Source organism: Ferrovibrio sp. GW821-FHT12B10 (assembly GCF_058807515.1).
This window is the reverse complement of record NZ_JBXAQT010000001.1, coordinates 1507367-1524040: the sequence shown is the minus strand read 5'-3', so window position 1 is coordinate 1524040 and position 16674 is coordinate 1507367. Positions and strand designations below refer to the sequence as shown.

Below are 16674 nucleotides of genomic sequence, written 5' to 3'. Positions count from 1 at the left end.
TTATTCCGTCAACGCCTGCTTGCGCTTGCGCAGGATGGCCGGCGACAGCATCGCCAGCAGCAGCAGCGCCACGATGCCCAGCAGGGTGGCGCTGATCGGGTGGCGCAGGAAGACAGTGAAGTCGCCGTCGGCCAGCAACATGGCGCGGCGGAAGTTTTCCTCCAGCTGCGGTCCCAGCACCAGGCCGAGCAGCAGTGGCGCCGGTTCGACACCGATCTTGATGAAGAAATAGCCGATCACCGCGCAGCCCAGCATCAGCCAGACATTGAACAGGCTGTTCGAGATGCCATAAGTGCCGATGCAGCAGAATAGCACGATGGCGGGGAAGAGCAGGCGATAGGGGATCTTCAGCATCGAGACCCAGACGCCGACCAGCGGCAGGTTGATCACCAGCAGCATCAGGTTACCGACCCACATGCTGGCAATCAGGCCCCAGACGAGCGCCGGCTGCTCGGTCATCACCTGCGGGCCTGGCTGGATGCCCTGCATCATGAGCGCGCCGATCATCAGCGCCATCAGCGCATTCGAGGGAATGCCGAGCGTCAGCAGCGGGATGAAGCTGGTCTGTGCGCCGGCATTGTTGGCCGCTTCCGGCCCGGCTACGCCCTCGATGGCGCCCTTGCCGAAACGCGACGGGTCCTTCGCCAGCTTCTTCTCCAGCGCATAGGCCGTGAAGGGCGGCAGGGCCGCGCCGCCGCCGGGCAGCACGCCGAGGAAAGAGCCGACCATCGTGCCGCGCAGCATGGCGGGGAAGGCGGCCTTCATGTCGGCCATGGTTGGGATCAGGTCGCGGAAGGATTGCGTGACCACACGGCGGTCTTCCTTGCGCTCCAGGTTGGCGATGATCTCACCCAGACCGAACAGGCCCATGGCAACGGGTACGAAGTCGAGGCCGTCGGAGAGATCGGCAATTCCGAAAGTCATGCGCGTCACGCCGGAATTCACATCCATGCCCACCAGGCCGATCAGCAGGCCGAGCAGCACCATGGCCAGCGATTTCATCACCGAGCCATGCGCCATCACCACGGCGGCGATCAGGCCGAGTACCAGCAGGCTGAAGTATTCGACAGCCGTGAATTTCAAAGCGAGTGCCGCCAGCGGCAGGCTGAGTACCGCGATCACCACGGTGGCGACCGTGCCGGCGAAGAAGGAGGATATCGCCGCCGTCGCCAATGCCGCGCCGGCGCGGCCGCGCTTGGCCATCTCATGGCCGTCGATGCAGGTCACGACAGATGATGTTTCACCTGGAACATTGACCAGGATGGCAGTGGTCGAACCGCCGTATTGCGCGCCGTAGAAGATGCCGGCCAGCATGATCATGGCCGAGGCCGGATCGAGGCCGTAGGTGAACGGCAGCAGCAGCGCCACGGTGGGAATAGGCCCGATGCCGGGCAGCACGCCGATGGCTGTGCCAATCAGCGCGCCGATCAGGCAGAACATCAAATTCTTGAGCTGAAAGGCGGTGCTCAGTCCCAGCAGAAGATTGTCGATCAGCTCCATGACGCACTCACTCGAACAGGCCGGGCGGCCAGACCGGCACTGGCAGCGCCAGAACCTTGACGAACAGCAACACGGAAAGCCCGGCCATCACGCAACCGAACAGCACGGCTTCGACTGGCCGCACCTCTTTCGTTGCGACGGCGGCGGCGATGATGCAGGTCAGCGAGGCCAACACCAGGCCGGCACGTTCGGCCAGCAGGGCGAAGACGCCGACGGACAGCGCGATGCAGATCAGCGGCCGCATCTGCACGGCGGCGATGCCTTGCCAGGCCGAGAGGAAACCGCGGATCAGGAAAAAGACACCGAAGCCGATCAGGCCGAAGGCAACGACACGCGGCACGTAGCCCGGACCCATGTCCGATGCGATGCCGACGGAAAGCTTCCTGGTCGCAACGAGGGTGATCGTCGCGACCAGGATCAGGAACAGGCCGAGGAGGAGGTCCGGCCAGTCTATGCGCTTGGTCACAGGTGCTATGCTCAGTCGTTGGCGGGCTTGATGCCGGCTTCCTTGATGATGCCGCCCCAGGTCTTGATGCTGGCCGAGAGCCAGGTCTTGAAATCATCGGGCGAGCCCACCTTCACCACGCCGCCCTGCTCGGCGATCTTGGCCTGCACGTCAGGCATGGCGAGAATCTTCTTCAGCTCGGTATTCAGGCGGTTCACGGTCGCCGGCGGCGTGCCGCCGGTGGCCAGCAGGCCCTGCCAGGTGCCGGAGTCGGCGGCGGGGATGCCGGCTTCCTTGAAGGTCGGCAGGTCCTTCGCGCTGGACAGGCGCTCATCGCCGCTCACCGCGATGCCGACCAGCTGCTTGTTGGCGACAAACGGCAGCGTCGCGGTGGTGCCGTTGATGATCACGTTGCTCTCGCCCGCGACGACGGCGCGCGAGGCGGCCGCCCCGCCCTTGTAGGGTACGGCCTTCCATTCGAGGCCGAGCTGCTTGGCGATCATCACGCCGGTGATGTGGTTGACCGCGCCGACGCCGGAATTGGCCACCGCCAGCTTGCCCGGATTGGCCTTGGCGTAGGCGATCAGCTCTTTCGCGTTGGTGGCGGGGACCGAGGGATGCACGGCCAGCACATAGGGGCCGAACATCACCATGCCGACCGGCGCGAGGTCCTTCTCGACATTATAGGTGAGGTCGGGGAACAGGCTCGGCGCGGTCGAGAGCGACCCGACATCGAGCAGCAGCAGGGTATGGCCGTCCGGCTTGGCCTTGGCCACCGCATCGGCGCCGAGATTGCCGGCAGCGCCGGGCTTGTTCTCGACCACGACCGACTGGCCGATCGCCTCGGAGAGTTTCGGCCCGATCAGGCGGGCGAGAATGTCGGATGTGCCGCCGGGCGCGAACGGCACGATGATGCGCACGGGACCCTTGAAGTCCTGCGCCATAACGGGCGCGGCAAAGGCGACGGCGGCGATGGCCGTCAGGGCGACGGCCTTGATCAAGGTGTTCATCGGTGTTCCTCCAAGAACATGCATGCATGTGATGCCGGGCGGTCTGTGCCGCCTCTGCCGGGCATGGTAGTGGACAGTCCATGCGCGAGTGAGTTAATTTCAGGATGGATCAATACCTTTTTTGGATCAATGTTCGAACTCGGACAGCTCAGATGCTTCGTGGCAGTGGCCGAGGAACTGCATTTCGGCCGGGCCGCCCGTCGCCTTAACCTGACCCAGCCGCCGCTCAGCCGGCAGATCCAGTTGCTGGAACATGCTCTTGAGGTGCGGCTGTTTGATCGCACCAGTCGATCGGTCGTGCTCACCCCGGCCGGCGCCGGCTTCCTCCCGGAGGCGCGGCGGTTGCTGCGTCTGGCCGAAGCGGCGGCGCTGTCAGCTAAGCGCATGGCGCGCGGCGAGGCTGGCCGGGTCACCATCGGCTTCACGGCCGCCTCGGGCTACGACTTCCTGCCCAAGCTGCTCGCCACCTTCCGCACCGCGGTTCCCGATATCGACATCATCCTGCGCGAGATGGTCTCGGCCGATCAGCTCGAGGCGCTGGCCACCGGGCGCATCGATATCGGCTTGATCCGCCCGCCCTTCAGTCGCGTCGAGCTGGAATCGAAATGCGTGGTGCGCGAGCCGTTGATCCTGGCCGTGCCGGATGGCCATGTGCTGGCCAGGGCGGAAGAGGTCACGCTGGCCGATCTCGACGGCCAGCCGATGATCACCTATTCGCCTTACGAGGCGCGCTATTTCTATGACCTGCTGGCAGCGATCTTCGCTGAGGCCCGCGTGTCGCCCTCTTATGTGCAGCATATTGGGCAGATTCATTCGATTCTCGGCCTGGTGAAGGCGGGGCTGGGGCTGGCACTCGTGCCGCAGGCGGCCGGCAATCTGCGCTTCCGCGGCGTGGTGCTGCGGCCCATCGCCATCAACCCCAATCGCATCGCCGAGCTTTATCTCGCCTGGCGCCGCGGCACCGGTAACCCCTCGGTGCCCGTGCTGGCCGCCCTGCTGGGTTGATACGCTGCATTGCAGCAGCAGAACCAATTGAACGAACCTATAAAAACAGCGTTACAAAAGGCTGGAGTACCGTTGCCCGGTCTGCGAAATCGCAGGACGATGGCGGTCGATAAACAACAAAAACCTTGGAGGATTACCCGTGACGAAACATGCCATTCCTGCCGGCCTTGCTGCGGCGCTTGCCGTTTCGCTAGCCGTCGCCACCCCGGCTTCCGCGCAAGGTGTGAAGATCGGCGTACTCAATGACCAGTCGGGCGTCTATGCCGATTACGGCGGCAAGTTCTCGGTCGAGGCCGCTAAGATGGCGATCGAGGATTTCGGCGGCAGCGTGCTGGGCCAGAAGATCGAGCTGATCTCGGCCGATCACCAAAACAAGCCCGATCTCGGCTCCTCCATCGCGCGCCAGTGGTATGATACCGACGGCGTCGACATGATCACCGAACTCACCACCTCCTCGGTGGCGCTGGCGGTGCACGAACTGTCCAAGGCCAAGGGCAAGATCGACATTGTGGTCGGCGCGGCCACCTCGCGTATTACCGGCGATGCCTGCCATTCGCTCGGTTTCCACTGGGCGTATGACACGCGTGCCCTGGCTGTGGGCACCGGCGGCGCGTTGACCAAGGCCGGCGGCGACAGCTGGTTCTTCCTCACCGCCGACTATGCCTTCGGCTACCAGCTCGAAGAAGACACCGCCAAGATCGTCACGGCCTCCGGCGGCAAGGTGCTTGGTGCGGTCAAGCATCCGCTGAACGCCACCGACTTCGCCTCCTTCCTGCTGCAGGCCCAGAGTTCGAAGGCTAAGGTGGTCGGTTTGGCCAATGCCGGCGGCGACACCATCAACTCCATCAAGCAGGCGGCCGAATTCGGCATTGCCGCCGGCGGCCAGAAGCTCGCCGGCCTGCTCACCACGCTGGCGGAAGTGCATGGCCTCGGACTGCAGGTTGGTCAGGGCCTGGTGATCACGGAAGGCTACTACTGGGACAATGACGACAAGTCGCGGGAATTCGGCGAGCGTTTCCAGAAGCGCACCGGTCGCATGCCCAACATGATCCAGGCCGGCACCTACTCGGCCACGCTGTCCTACCTGAAGGCGGTCAAGGCGGCCAACACCAAGGACGCCGCCGCGGTGGCCAAGAAGATGAAGGAATTGCCGGTCGACGACTTCTTCGGCCAGGGCGGCAAGGTGCTGGCCAACGGTCGCATGGTGCACGACATGTATCTGTTCGAGGTGAAGAAACCCTCCGAGAGCAAGAAGCCCTTCGATTATTACAAGAAGCTGGCGACCATCCCCGGCGAGCAGGCCTTCTTTAAACTGGAAGAGAGTGGCTGCAAGATGTAACGCGCGCCATCAGCGCGGGTAACGACGGGCGGGTGGAAACACCCGCCCGTTTTCATTTGTGATCGCCATCACGCGAACCGGGAGCGCACCATATGAACCAGTAAACTGCCGGTGATCGAGAACGTCCGTGCGATCCGGTGCTGCGTAGGAAGGCCGTGACCTAGCAGGGGATTGGCCCCACCAGCATCTGGAGCCCTAATGATGTCGTTCCGCACAGTTTTATCCGCCGCAGCCTTCCTGCTGCCGGCTCTCGCTTTCATTCCGTCCGCTTCGCATGCCGATGACGGCAAGCTGCTGGCCACCGGTGGCGTCAGCCAGGTGGAAGGCGCTGGCGGCGGCGGCCTCACGCCTTGGGCATTGATCACCGGCTACGGCACCCGTGACAGCGTCGGCTTCACCGGCCATTACACCTATGTGCCGCTGCGCGATTTCACTCTGCAGACGCCCGGCGTGGCCGTCGGCCTCTATGATCGCGTCGAGCTGTCTTACGCCAAGCAGTTCTTCTCCACCGAGGATGTCGGTGCGACACTTGGCCTGGGCCAGGACTTCACCTTCGAGCAGGACATCATCGGCGTCAAAGTGAAGCTCTTCGGCGATGCTGTGTACGACCAGGACAGCTTCCTGCCGCAGGTCGCGGTCGGCGCGCAGTACAAGAAGAATGACGATGGCCGCACGGTGCGCGCGCTCGGCGCCAAGGATGACGAGGGCATCGACTACTACGTCAGCGCCACCAAACTGCTGCTGGCGCAGAGCCTGCTGCTCAACGGCACCGTGCGCATGACCAAGGCCAACCAGTTCGGCCTGCTCGGGTTCGGCGGCGACAAGAACGACGACTACAAGGCGCAGTTCGAGGGTTCGGCCGCCGTTCTGCTGTCCAAGAAGTTCGCCATCGGCGCGGAATATCGCATGAAGCCTGACAACCTGAACGTCGCCAAGGAAGACGACGCCTGGGATGTCTTCGCCTCCTACTTCTTCAACAAGAATGTCTCGGCCACGCTGGCCTTCGTCAACCTGGGAAACATCGCCGGCGTGCCGGGCGTGACGCCCACGCATGACCAGACCGGCGCCTATCTGTCCATGCAGGTCAGTTTCTGATCCCCCGTTCCAGGAGATACCCAATGATGTTCACGGATAAGGTTTTTGCCACCTCGGCCACCGTCGCCATGCTGATGGCCATGCTCGCCATGCCGGTGGCGGCGCAGACCAACGATAGCTTGTACCGCGATCTCGGCGGCAAGGAGAAGATCGAGCTCTTCACCAACGACTTCGTCGAAATCCTGCTGCAGGACGCGCGCATCAAGGATTTCTTCAAGGACACCAACATCCCGCGCCTGAAGATGCTGCTGGCTGAGCAGTTCATCTCGCTGGGTGGCGGCCCGGTGAAGTATTCTGGCGGCGACATGAAGTCGGTCCATGCCGGCTTGAATATCCGCAATGCGGATTTCAATGCCCTGGTCGAAGACCTGCAGATCGCCATGGACCGCGCCAAGGTGCCGTTCTTCACGCAGAACCGCCTGATCGCGCTGCTGGCGCCCATGCAGCGCGACGCCGTTACCAAGTAAGCGGAGCCATGGTCATGCGCTATCTGATCGCAGCCGCAGCCCTTGTCGGCATTGGTGCCGGCAGCCTTGCCTCGATGGCGGCCGATGGTATCAGCGTCTCGCAGAAGGGTCGGGCATTCAGCCCGACCCAACTCGAGGCCAAGGTCGGCACTGCGGTGATGTTCGTCAATGACGACACCATCCCGCACAACATTTCGGTGAAGACGCCGGGCGGCAAGACCGAGAACAGCGGTGCGCAGCGCCCCGGCCAGGACTATGCCGTGACGCTGGCTGAAGCCGGCACATACCAGGTCAATTGCCTGATTCATCCCAAGATGACCATGGCGATTGAGGCCAAGTAGCGGAGGTCGTCGCACCCGCATGACCATCCGCTGGAAGCTGCTGCTGGGGTTCCTGTCCGTGGCGGGAATCACGGCGCTCCTCGGGGCCTATGCCCTGGTCGTGCAGGATCGGCTGGGTGATCTGGCGGTCGATATCTACGACCGTCCGCTCATGGCGATCAACTACGCCCGCAACGCGCAGTCGGATTTCGCCCGCATGGATGCCGCCATCTTCGCGGCCCGGATGGCGACCGAGGAAGAGTCCCTCAAGCGGCATCGCGACGCCGCCACGTTGCATCTGCGCAACATGCTCGACAATCTCGAGATCGCCGAGCGTCGCGCCATCGTGCCGGACAGCGCGACGCTGATCGCCGCCGTGCGTACTGAACTGGCGGATGTCGACAAGGTTGCCGCAGGCCTGGGCGTCGGCGGGCTGGATTCAGACCGCATCCACCTTCTGTTGGACGAACTCATCGAGATCACGGTGGCGGAAGGTTTCGAGTTCCGCCAGCGCGCCGAGGAGCGCGTGATGGAGGAGCGCCTGCAGACCATCGCCATGGGCGGCGGAGGCATCCTGCTCGCCATCGTGCTGGCTGGCCTGCTGGGCAGCCGGATCAGCCGTTCTCTGCGTCGCGCCGTCGCCACCGCCGATGCGATTGCCGCCGGCCGGCTCGATACCGATATCGGCGCCGCCGGTCGCGACGAGGTGGGCCAACTGCTGCGTGCGCTCGCCATCATGCAGCAGAGCCTGCGCGACCGCATCGCCTTGCAGGAACAGGCCTATCGCGAGCGCGACGAGCAGCGCGCCGCTCACGAACGGGCCGAACGTGACCGTCAGGCGGCCGAAGAGGTGACGCGCCGGCGCGTGGAAGAGGAGCGCAAGCAGCAGATCGCCGAGGAGCGTCGTGCCGCCATGGTCGAAATGGCCGACAGTTTCGAGGCCAGTGTGCGTACGCTGCTCGAAAATGTCGCCACTGCGGCCGGTGCCTTGCGCGAGACGGCAGCCACCATGACCACGGTCTCGGAAACCTCGGCGCGTGAATCGGAAGCGGTGGCCACCGTGTTTCACCAGGCCAGTAGCAATGTACACGAGGTCGGCATCTCGGCGCACCAGATCGGTCTGGCAGTGGAGAAGGTGGCAAAGCAGGCCGACCGTTCGCGTCAGGTGGTGCGACAGACCGTCGGCGATGTGCGCCGCACCAGCGGCACCATGCAGGGCATGGAGCAGGCGGCGCGGCGCATCGATGCGGTGATCCAGATGATCAGCAGCATTGCCCAGCAGACCAACCTGCTGGCGCTGAACGCGGCCATCGAGGCGGCACGCGCCGGGCCGGCCGGGCGTGGCTTTTCCGTGGTGGCGGCAGAAGTGAAGATGCTGGCCGGCCAGACCGCCAAGGCGGCTGGTGATATCGTGCAGCAGATCGGCGAGATCCAGGAGGCGACGCGCGCCGCCGTCGAGGCCATCGGCAATATCGAGACCACGATCGGCGAGGTCGACCTGATCGCCGGTGCGGTGGCGGAAGCGGTGGCCGAGCAGCGGGTCGCGACCCAGGCGATCAATGTCAATGTCGAGCAGGCCTCCAGCGCGGCCGAAGCTGCTGCGCGCAATATCCTCGGCGTCAGCGAGGCGGCGACGGAAACCGATCGCTCGGCCGGTCAGGTGCTGGATGCGGCCGGCATTCTCTCCCAGCAGTCGGCCGCCCTGCTCGGGCGGGTGACCACCTTCGTCGGCACGCTGCGCTCGGCGTGAGGATCAGCGGCCGCGCTTGCGCTTGGCCGCTTTTTTCTTCGGTGCCGCTTTCTTGGCGGCCTTCTTCTTCACGACCGTCTTTTTCGCAGGCGCCGTCCTCGCGGCCTTCTTTTTGACCACAGCCTTCTTCTTCGCCTTGGGCTTTGCGGCTTTCTTGGCGGTCTTGGGCTTTGCCGCCTGCTTTAGCGCCGGCGGAGTGATTTCATGCGGGCGGCCGGCATTCAGCATCAGCAGCGCCATGTCGTCGAGATCGGCTGACAGGCGGCCCAGCGTCACGCCACCGGCATGCAGCAGGCAGTGCAGGCCCTGGTCGCTGATCGCCTTCACGGTGGCGGCCACCGGAGTCTCGCCGGCCAGCTTCAGCTTCACGCGGGCACCGATGGCGACATCGATCCTGGGTTCGAAGAGACAGCCCGCCAGCGACAGGTTGGTCACCGTACCGGCGATCATGGTCCCGTCATGCTCAAGCTCGGCGGCGATTCTGGTATCTCGGCGATCAAAGCGGCGGCGATTGGGGGCTGCGGCCTTCTTGGCCGGCTTGCCTGTCTTGCCTTTGGACAACGCCATTACTCCTTTGCTGAATACAACAACACTAACCATATGGTCCGATTTTTGGGAAGGGGCCAATAAGGCCTATGGGCTATGACAAAGCCATGGCGACACGGGGCGCTTTTCTTTACAGTGTCGCTGTCTGTTTCATCACTCGATTCAAAAGCATCGCCATGTCCGCGCGAATTCCGCCGGAGCCCGTTCTCTGGGCCTTGTCGCGCCATAACGCCTATCTCAACAGCCGCCCGGGCGGGACACGCCTGCAGCAGCGCGGCGGGGATTTTGCTGACCTGCGGCTCGACGGTGTCACGCTGGATGACGCGATCCTGCCTGGCTGCAGCTTCGCGGGTTCCTCGCTGATCGGGGCGCAATTTCTGCGCGCCGACCTGTTCGGCGTCGATTTCACCCGCAGCAACCTGACCAAGACCCTGTTCGACCGCGCCGATCTGCGCGGGACGAACTTCCTGATGGCAACGCTGAAGCAGACGTCTTTCCGCCAGGCCGACTTGCGACCGGGCCAGATCGTGCAGCATGTCGCCGATGTCACGGGGGATGAAAAGGAAAAGACCCAGGACGTGCCGGTCAACATGTCTGGCGCCAATCTGGAAGAGGCCAATCTGGGCCATGCCCATATGGACCAGGCCAACTTGTCCAACGCCCATGCGGTGAATGCCACTTTCGCCGGCGCCTCGCTTTTTGCGGCCAATCTCACCGGCGCTGATCTCTCGGGCGCGGATTTCTCCGGCGCCAAGCTGAAGGACACCAATTTCGTCGGCGCCAATCTCGATGGCGCCAAGCTGGCCAACTGCGATCTGCGCGGCGCCAACCTGCGCAGCGTGGACTTAAGCAACACCGATCTCAGCGGCGCGATGATGCAGGGCGCAATCTATCGCGGCGCCAAGCTGCCGGCGGAAATCGAGGAAAAGCTGGCCAGGCACGGCAAATGGATTGCCTCCAACGGCCTGTCGGGCGAGCGCGCGGTGTTTTCCAACATGAAGCTGCCCGGCCTGGATTTCTCAAGCTGCGACCTGCGCGCCGCCGTTTTCCACGAGACCAACCTGGCTGGTGCGCATTTCACCAAGAGCCAGCTTCTGTTCGCCAGCTTCGTCGGCGCCGACCTGCGCAAGGCCAATTTCGACCAGGCCAGCATGGGCGGCTCCAACATGTCGGGCAGTCTGCTGATGGGCGCGACCTTCCGCGGCGCACAACTGGTGGGCGTGGAGATTTACAACGCCCTGAACCAGCGCACCGGCAAGACCATTTTCCCCCGCTTCGACAATGCCGACCTGACAGGTGCGGATATGCGTGGCGCGGCGATCGAGGGCGTGGATTTCGCCAGCACAGTCTTCGAAAAGGTTAACATCGCGGGCACTGACCTGCGCCAATGCATTGGAATGCGAGTCACTAAACGCGGTTGAGTTGTTTGGGTTTTTCCGGAAATCCAAGGTTAATATCGATATTTCGCTTGTGAGAATTGGTAAGAATTACACTTAGCGGTTGCGCCCGAATTTGCCAGAGCTTAACGTCTAGTAACTATCCCGTTCGTGGATAGCAGCAGATGCTGGTTGAACGATGGCAGACCGTATTCTTCCTAGTCACGAGGTTCAGGTCGTCCTGTCCCGCCACGCCGCCTTCCTGGCTGGCCGTCCGGGCGGTTCGCGTCTGCAGCAGGCGGGTGGCCATTACGAAAACATGCGGCTCGACGGCGCCAAGCTGGATGATGCCATTCTTTCCCGCGCTGGTTTCGGGAACGCCTCGCTGTCAGGTGCCCATCTGCGCCGCGCCGATCTCTTCTGCGCCGATTTCCAGAATGCCGATCTGACCCGTGTGGTGCTCGACCGCGCCGATCTGCGCGGCGCAAACATGGGCCGTGCCATTCTGCGCCATGCCTCCCTCAGCCAGGTCGATCTGCGGCCGGGCCAGATCATGATCGCCGAAACCAGCGAGAACAAATCGGTCGCTGCCAATCTCGATGGCGCCAAGCTCGACGGCGCCGATTTCAAGAATGCCCAGCTGGACCAGGCCAACATGGCCGTGTCCTCGGCCTCGAACACGAATTTCTCCAATGCCAGCATGTTCGCGGTGAACCTGGCCGGCGCTGATCTCTCGGGCGCCAATATGGCTGGCGCCAAGCTGAAGGACGCCAACCTGATCGGCGCCAATCTCGCCGGGGCCAAGCTCAAGGGGGTCGATCTGCGCGGCGCCAACCTGCGCAATGTCGACATGAGCAAGGTCGATCTCGATGGCGTCTCGCTGCAGGGCGCGATCTACCGCAAGGGCGACCAGCTTCCCGAAGAGATCGAGGAGCTGCTCAAGGCGCATAGCCTGTGGATCGCCACCAATGGCGCCGAGGGCCAGCGCGCCGTGCTCAACGGCCTGAAGATGGACGGCTGCAATTTCTCGGGCTGCGACCTGCGTGGCGCCGAACTGCAGAACGCCTCGCTGGAGGGCGCGGACTTCTCCAACGCCCAGATGATGTTTGCCAGCTTTGCCGATGCCAACCTGGCCAAGGCGAGCTTCGACATGGCCGACCTGAGCGGGACCAATTTCACGCGCGCGGCGCTCGGCGGCAGCCGTTGGCGTGGCGCCCGTGTGGTCGGTGTGGATATCTTCAATGCCCGCAACCAGCGCACCGGCAAGGTGGTCTATCCCCGCTTCGAGCAGGCCGATCTGAGCGCCGCCGACCTGCGTGGGGCCACCTTCGAGGGGGTCGATTTCACGGGCGCCACCATGACCGGTGCCAATATGCAGGGTACGGACCTTCGCCAGTGCGTCGGGATTAATAACCGCTAACCTCCGGGAAATGCGCTTGGCGGGCGAATAAGGGCCTGTTTTACTCTAGCTGTATAGCTCCGTTGGCGTTCTATCCGGGGGGCGGCCCGTATTTCTGTGAGACCTGAGGCATGACCGAACTCCGATTTCCGCCGCAAGCGATCACGGTCGCCCTGTCGCGTCACGCGGCCTGGGCTGGCGGTCGGAGCGAGGGCGAGCGACTGCAGCGCCGCGGCGAAGATTTTTCTTTTCTGCGCCTGGATAACGCCAAGCTGAATGACGCCGTGCTGGCACGCTGCCTGTTCACCGGCGGGTCGCTGGTGAAGGCCGAACTGCGTCGCGCCGATCTGTTCGCTGTCGATTTCATGCGCGCCGACCTGTCGGGTGCGATTCTGGATCGCAGCGACCTGCGCGGCGCCAATATGATGAAGACGGTGCTGCGCGGCGCCTCGCTGAACCAGGCCGACCTGCGGCCGGGCCAGATCATGGTCGAAGGCGGCGAGTCCAAGACCCAGAGCGCTAACCTGACGGAAGCCAGGCTGGATGGCGCCGACCTGCGCTCGGCCCAGCTCGATGAGGCCAACCTGTCAGTTTCCTCGGCGACCGGCGCGAATTTCTCCAATGCCAGCATGTTCGCGGTGAACTTGGCCGGTGCCGATCTCTCGGGCGCCAACATGACAGCCGCACGTCTGCGCGACGTCAACCTGATCGGCGCCAAGATGGATGGCGCGTTGCTGCAGGGCGCCGATCTGCGCGGCGCCAACCTGCGCAATGTCGATCTCAGCAAGGTCAACCTGAAGGGCGTGGACCTGTCCAGCTCGGTCTACCGCAAGACCGCCACCTTGCCGACCGAGGTGGAAGTCATCCTGCATGCCCACAGCCGCTGGATCGCCACCGGCGGAGCCGAAGGCTCGCGCGCCATCTTCAACGGCAAGAAGCTCGCCGGCTGCGATTTCTCCAGCTGCGACCTGCGGGGCGCCGAGATGCATGGCTGCGACCTGAAGGGGGCAGATTTCTCCTCGGCCCAGCTGCTGTTCGCCAGCTTCCTGGGGGCGGAACTGAACAAGGCGAATTTCGACCAGTCCGATCTCGGCGGCGTCAATTTCACCAGCGCGCAGCTGGCCGAAGCCACCTTCCGCGGCGCCAAGCTGGTCGGCGCGCCGCTGTTCAGTGCCAGCCATCAGGCTACCGGCCGCACGCTCTATCCGATCCTGATCGATGCTGACCTCACCGGCGCCGACCTGCGCGGCGCGGTGCTGGATCATGTCGACCTGAGCCGCGCCAAGCTGGCGCGTGCCAATTTCGCCGGCGCCGACCTGCGCCATTGCGTCGGCCTCAGCGGCGCGGCGTAGCCGCGCCGCATTTTCATGGACTCTTCTGGGGTACGGCGTAGCCGCGCCGAGTTTAAGAGAGGCCCGAGCGTGCGGCCTGGCCGCGTCTTAACGCATCGCCTGCGGATGAACGCCTGACCGAAAGGCGTAGAGCAATTCCATTGGCGGCCGTCAGGGCAGCGGGCTAGAGTATCGGTTCATCGCTGACAGAAGGCCACGATGCCCGACCGCCATCTCCCATCCCCAGAGCTGATCCATGCGATCTCCCGGCACGCCGCCTATATAGCGCGGCGCAGCGGTGGTGAACGCCTGGTGCGGCGGGATCGCGATTTTTCCTGGCTGGTGCTGGATGGGGCGCCACTGGATGACGCTGTGCTGGCTGGCTGCCGATTCATCGGCGCAAACCTGACCAAAGCATCTTTCCGCCGCGCCGACCTGTTCGCGGCCGATTTCGCCGTCGCGGAACTGACCAATGCACAGCTCGATCGCGCCGATCTGCGCGGCGCGAATTTCAACACCGCCAAACTGCGCGGCGCCTCGCTGCGCCAGGCCGATATGCGGCCGGGCCAGATGATGATCGATGACCGGGAAAACGGCACGCGCAAGCAGGTCACCACGTTGCGCGGCGCCGATCTCGATGGCGCCGATCTGTCGCTGTCGCAGCTTGAAAGCGCGGATATGGCCGTCGCCTCGGCACGCGGTAGCAGCTTCGCCCAGGCCAATCTCTATGGCGTCAATCTTGCGGGCGCGGATCTCAGCGGCGCGGATTTCACCGAAGCCAAGATGAAGGAATGCAACCTTCTGGGCGCCAAGCTGGATGGCGCGAAGCTGCAGGGCGCTGATCTGCGCGGCGCCAACCTGCGCAATGTCGATCTCACGGCGGTGAATGTCACCGGCGCGAATCTCACCGGCGCGGCGATGCGCAACGCCAATCTGGCGTTGGCCGGCGAGATCGAGGCGATTCTGGCGGCGCATTCGCGCTGGATCGCCACCGGCGGCAGCGAAGGCACGCGCGCGCTGTTTGGCGGCCGCAAACTGTCGCGCGCGGATTTTTCCGGCTGCGATCTGCGCGCCGCGGATTTCTCCAGCGCTGATCTGGCTGGCGCCTTCTTCACGGGCAGCCAGCTTGCCTTCACCAACTTCACCACCAGCGACTTGCAGCGGGCCAATTTCGATGGCGCGGTCTGCGGCGGCACCATCTTTGCCGGTGCTGATCTTTTGGCTGCCAGCTTCTGCGGCGCGCGTCTGCTGCCGGCCGAGCTGACTGATGCCGACGGTCGCCCCACCGGCCGCATGTTTGCCCCGCAATTCGCCGGTGCGAAGCTGCAGGGGGCCGATCTGCGCGGGGCGCGGATCGAAGGCGTGGATTTCGCCAGGGTGCTCTGCGCAGGGCTCGACCTGACCGTCGCCATGCTGGTCGACTGCCTGAATGTTCCGGAACCCGAGCCGATGGTCACGGTCTCGCTCAAGAAACCGGCCGACCGGCTCAAGTCCGGCGCCTGAATGGAAAAGCCGGCGCAGATGTCTGCGCCGGCTTTGTTGTTGCCATACGAAGGTGGGCCAAGAGTGGCTGGGGCCTACTCCGCGGCAGCCTTGTCGTCACGCAGGCCGAGCCGCTGCGCCACGCCCGCGCCATAGGCCGGGTCGGCCTTGGCGAAATGTGCGATCTGGCGGCGCTGGATGAATTCGGGCACGGTCTTCATTGCACCCGCGATCGCATCCATCAGGCGACCCTGCTGCGCCGTATCCATCAGACGGAACAACTGGCCGGCCTGGCCGTAATCGTCGTTGCCGTCGCGATGGCTGTAGCGGTCGGCGTCGCCGCTGATCTTCAGGGGCGGCTCTGCAGCGTAGGAAGACTGCACAGGCCCACTGAAGCTGTTCGGTTCATAGTTTGGCCGTGATCCGCCATTGCCATCCACCCGCATTTGCCCGTCGCGCTGGTAGTTGTGATACGGGCATTTCGGCTGGTTTACCGGAATCTGGCCGTGATTGGCGCCCAGCCGATAGCGATGCGCATCGGCATAGGCGAACAACCGCGCCTGCAACATCTTGTCGGGCGAGGCACCGATGCCCGGCACCAGGTTGCCCGGCGCGAACGCGGCCTGCTCGATCTCGGCGAAATAGTTCTCGGGGTTGCGGTTCAGCTCCACCACACCCACCTCGATCAGCGGGTAGTCGCTATGCGGCCACACCTTGGTCAGGTCGAAGGGATTGTAGGATGTCTTCTCAGCATCCAGCTCCGGCATGATCTGCACCGACATTGTCCACCGGGGATGCTCCCCACGTTCGATGGCGTCATAGAGATCGGCCTGGGCGCTTTCGCGGTCGACGCCGATGATCTTCTCGGCTTCCGCACCCGTGATGCTCTTCACGCCCTGATGGCTGTGGAAGTGGAATTTGACCCAGAAACGCTCATTGGCGTCGTTGACGAAGCTCAGCGTGTGGCTGCCATAGCCGTTCACATGGCGATAGCTGAGCGGCAAGCCGCGGTCACCGAACAGGTAGGTGACCTGGTGCAGGCTTTCCGGGCTTAAGGACCAGAAGTCCCACATGGCGGTGGGATTGCGCAGGTTGGTGCGCGGATCGCGCTTCTGCGTATGGATGAAGTCGGGGAATTTCAGCGGGTCGCGCACGAAGAAGACCGGCGTGTTGTTGCCGACCAGATCGAAGTTGCCTTCACTGGTATAGAATTTCAGGGCAAAGCCGCGCACGTCGCGTTCGGCATCGGCGGCGCCGCGTTCGCCGGCGACGGTGGAGAAGCGCAGCAGCAGATCGGTTTTGCTACCCGGCTTGAACAGGGCCGCCTTGGTGTAGCGCGTGATGTCCTTGGTCACCGTCAGGGTGCCATAGGCACCCGAGCCTTTCGCATGCACCACACGCTCGGGGATGCGCTCGCGGTTGAAGGCCGCCAGCTTCTCGATCAGATGCACATCCTGCAGCAGCAGCGGGCCGCGCGGGCCGGCGCTGAGCGAGTTCTGGTTATCGGCGACCGGTGCGCCCGCGCTTGTCGTCAAAACAGGCGCAGTGGTCTGGGTGGGGGTGGTCTTGGTCATGGCGGCTCTCCTCAAGGCGGGTGGTAATGCCCGTG

The 16674-nt window shown here is 64.0% G+C and carries 15 protein-coding genes; 10 read left to right on the top strand and 5 right to left on the bottom strand.

Features of this window, described 5'->3' with window-relative positions; translation table 11 throughout:
* From AC1RRT_RS07735 to AC1RRT_RS07725, 3 genes are read right to left on the bottom strand one after another with little or no spacing between them, the layout of a single operon-like run.
* Complete coding sequence (locus tag AC1RRT_RS07735; protein WP_493013199.1) at window positions 1–1500, bottom strand: tripartite tricarboxylate transporter permease; 1500 nt, start codon at window positions 1498–1500, stop codon at window positions 1–3.
* Window positions 1501–1507: 7 nt separating this feature from the next.
* Window positions 1508–1966, bottom strand: coding sequence for a tripartite tricarboxylate transporter TctB family protein (locus AC1RRT_RS07730; protein ID WP_493013198.1), 459 nt, complete (start codon window positions 1964–1966; stop codon window positions 1508–1510).
* 11 nt (window positions 1967–1977) lie between these two features.
* Window positions 1978–2955 carry a Bug family tripartite tricarboxylate transporter substrate binding protein gene (locus tag AC1RRT_RS07725; RefSeq protein ID WP_493013197.1) on the bottom strand — a complete coding sequence of 326 codons (978 nt, stop codon included), beginning with the start codon at window positions 2953–2955 and terminating at the stop codon, window positions 1978–1980.
* Between the two features lie 129 nt (window positions 2956–3084).
* Here AC1RRT_RS07725 and AC1RRT_RS07720 point away from each other — a divergent pair, with 129 nt between their 5' ends.
* The 6 genes from AC1RRT_RS07720 (at window position 3085) to AC1RRT_RS07695 (ending at window position 8931) form a co-directional block, all read left to right on the top strand.
* A complete protein-coding gene (locus AC1RRT_RS07720; RefSeq protein WP_493013196.1) occupies window positions 3085–3960 on the top strand; it encodes a LysR family transcriptional regulator in 876 nt (291 codons plus the stop codon).
* A 139-nt stretch (window positions 3961–4099) separates the two neighbouring features.
* A complete protein-coding gene (locus AC1RRT_RS07715) occupies window positions 4100–5299 on the top strand; it encodes an ABC transporter substrate-binding protein (RefSeq protein ID WP_493013195.1) in 1200 nt (399 codons plus the stop codon).
* A 201-nt stretch (window positions 5300–5500) separates the two neighbouring features.
* On the top strand, window positions 5501–6394 hold the full coding sequence (locus AC1RRT_RS07710; RefSeq protein WP_493013194.1) for a DUF3034 family protein: 894 nt from the start codon (window positions 5501–5503) through the stop codon (window positions 6392–6394).
* 23 nt (window positions 6395–6417) lie between these two features.
* A complete protein-coding gene (locus AC1RRT_RS07705; RefSeq protein WP_493013193.1) occupies window positions 6418–6861 on the top strand; it encodes a group I truncated hemoglobin in 444 nt (147 codons plus the stop codon).
* A 14-nt stretch (window positions 6862–6875) separates the two neighbouring features.
* Complete coding sequence (locus AC1RRT_RS07700; RefSeq protein WP_493013192.1) at window positions 6876–7202, top strand: cupredoxin domain-containing protein; 327 nt, start codon at window positions 6876–6878, stop codon at window positions 7200–7202.
* 19 nt (window positions 7203–7221) lie between these two features.
* Entirely contained in the window at window positions 7222–8931 is a 1710-nt protein-coding gene (locus AC1RRT_RS07695) for a methyl-accepting chemotaxis protein (RefSeq protein ID WP_493013191.1), read from the top strand.
* A 3-nt stretch (window positions 8932–8934) separates the two neighbouring features.
* On the opposite strand, the gene AC1RRT_RS07690 is transcribed toward AC1RRT_RS07695, so the two are convergent.
* Window positions 8935–9498, bottom strand: a complete 564-nt coding sequence (locus tag AC1RRT_RS07690; protein ID WP_493013190.1) for a PilZ domain-containing protein — start codon at window positions 9496–9498, stop codon at window positions 8935–8937.
* A 155-nt stretch (window positions 9499–9653) separates the two neighbouring features.
* Here AC1RRT_RS07690 and AC1RRT_RS07685 point away from each other — a divergent pair, with 155 nt between their 5' ends.
* The 4 genes from AC1RRT_RS07685 to AC1RRT_RS07670 all read left to right on the top strand — a co-directional run bounded on the left by AC1RRT_RS07685 (window position 9654) and on the right by AC1RRT_RS07670 (window position 15086).
* Window positions 9654–10898: a pentapeptide repeat-containing protein gene (locus tag AC1RRT_RS07685; protein ID WP_493013189.1), complete on the top strand. Its 1245-nt coding sequence runs from the start codon at window positions 9654–9656 to the stop codon at window positions 10896–10898.
* A gap of 154 nt (window positions 10899–11052) precedes the next feature.
* On the top strand, window positions 11053–12273 hold the full coding sequence (locus tag AC1RRT_RS07680; protein ID WP_493013188.1) for a pentapeptide repeat-containing protein: 1221 nt from the start codon (window positions 11053–11055) through the stop codon (window positions 12271–12273).
* 110 nt (window positions 12274–12383) lie between these two features.
* Window positions 12384–13604, top strand: coding sequence for a pentapeptide repeat-containing protein (locus AC1RRT_RS07675; protein WP_493013187.1), 1221 nt, complete (start codon window positions 12384–12386; stop codon window positions 13602–13604).
* Window positions 13605–13802: 198 nt separating this feature from the next.
* Window positions 13803–15086, top strand: a complete 1284-nt coding sequence (locus AC1RRT_RS07670; RefSeq protein WP_493013186.1) for a pentapeptide repeat-containing protein — start codon at window positions 13803–13805, stop codon at window positions 15084–15086.
* Window positions 15087–15160: 74 nt separating this feature from the next.
* Here the strand turns inward: AC1RRT_RS07670 and AC1RRT_RS07665 are convergent, their stop codons facing one another.
* Complete coding sequence (locus tag AC1RRT_RS07665; protein WP_493013185.1) at window positions 15161–16639, bottom strand: catalase; 1479 nt, start codon at window positions 16637–16639, stop codon at window positions 15161–15163.
* Between the last annotated feature and the right edge of the window lie 35 nt (window positions 16640–16674).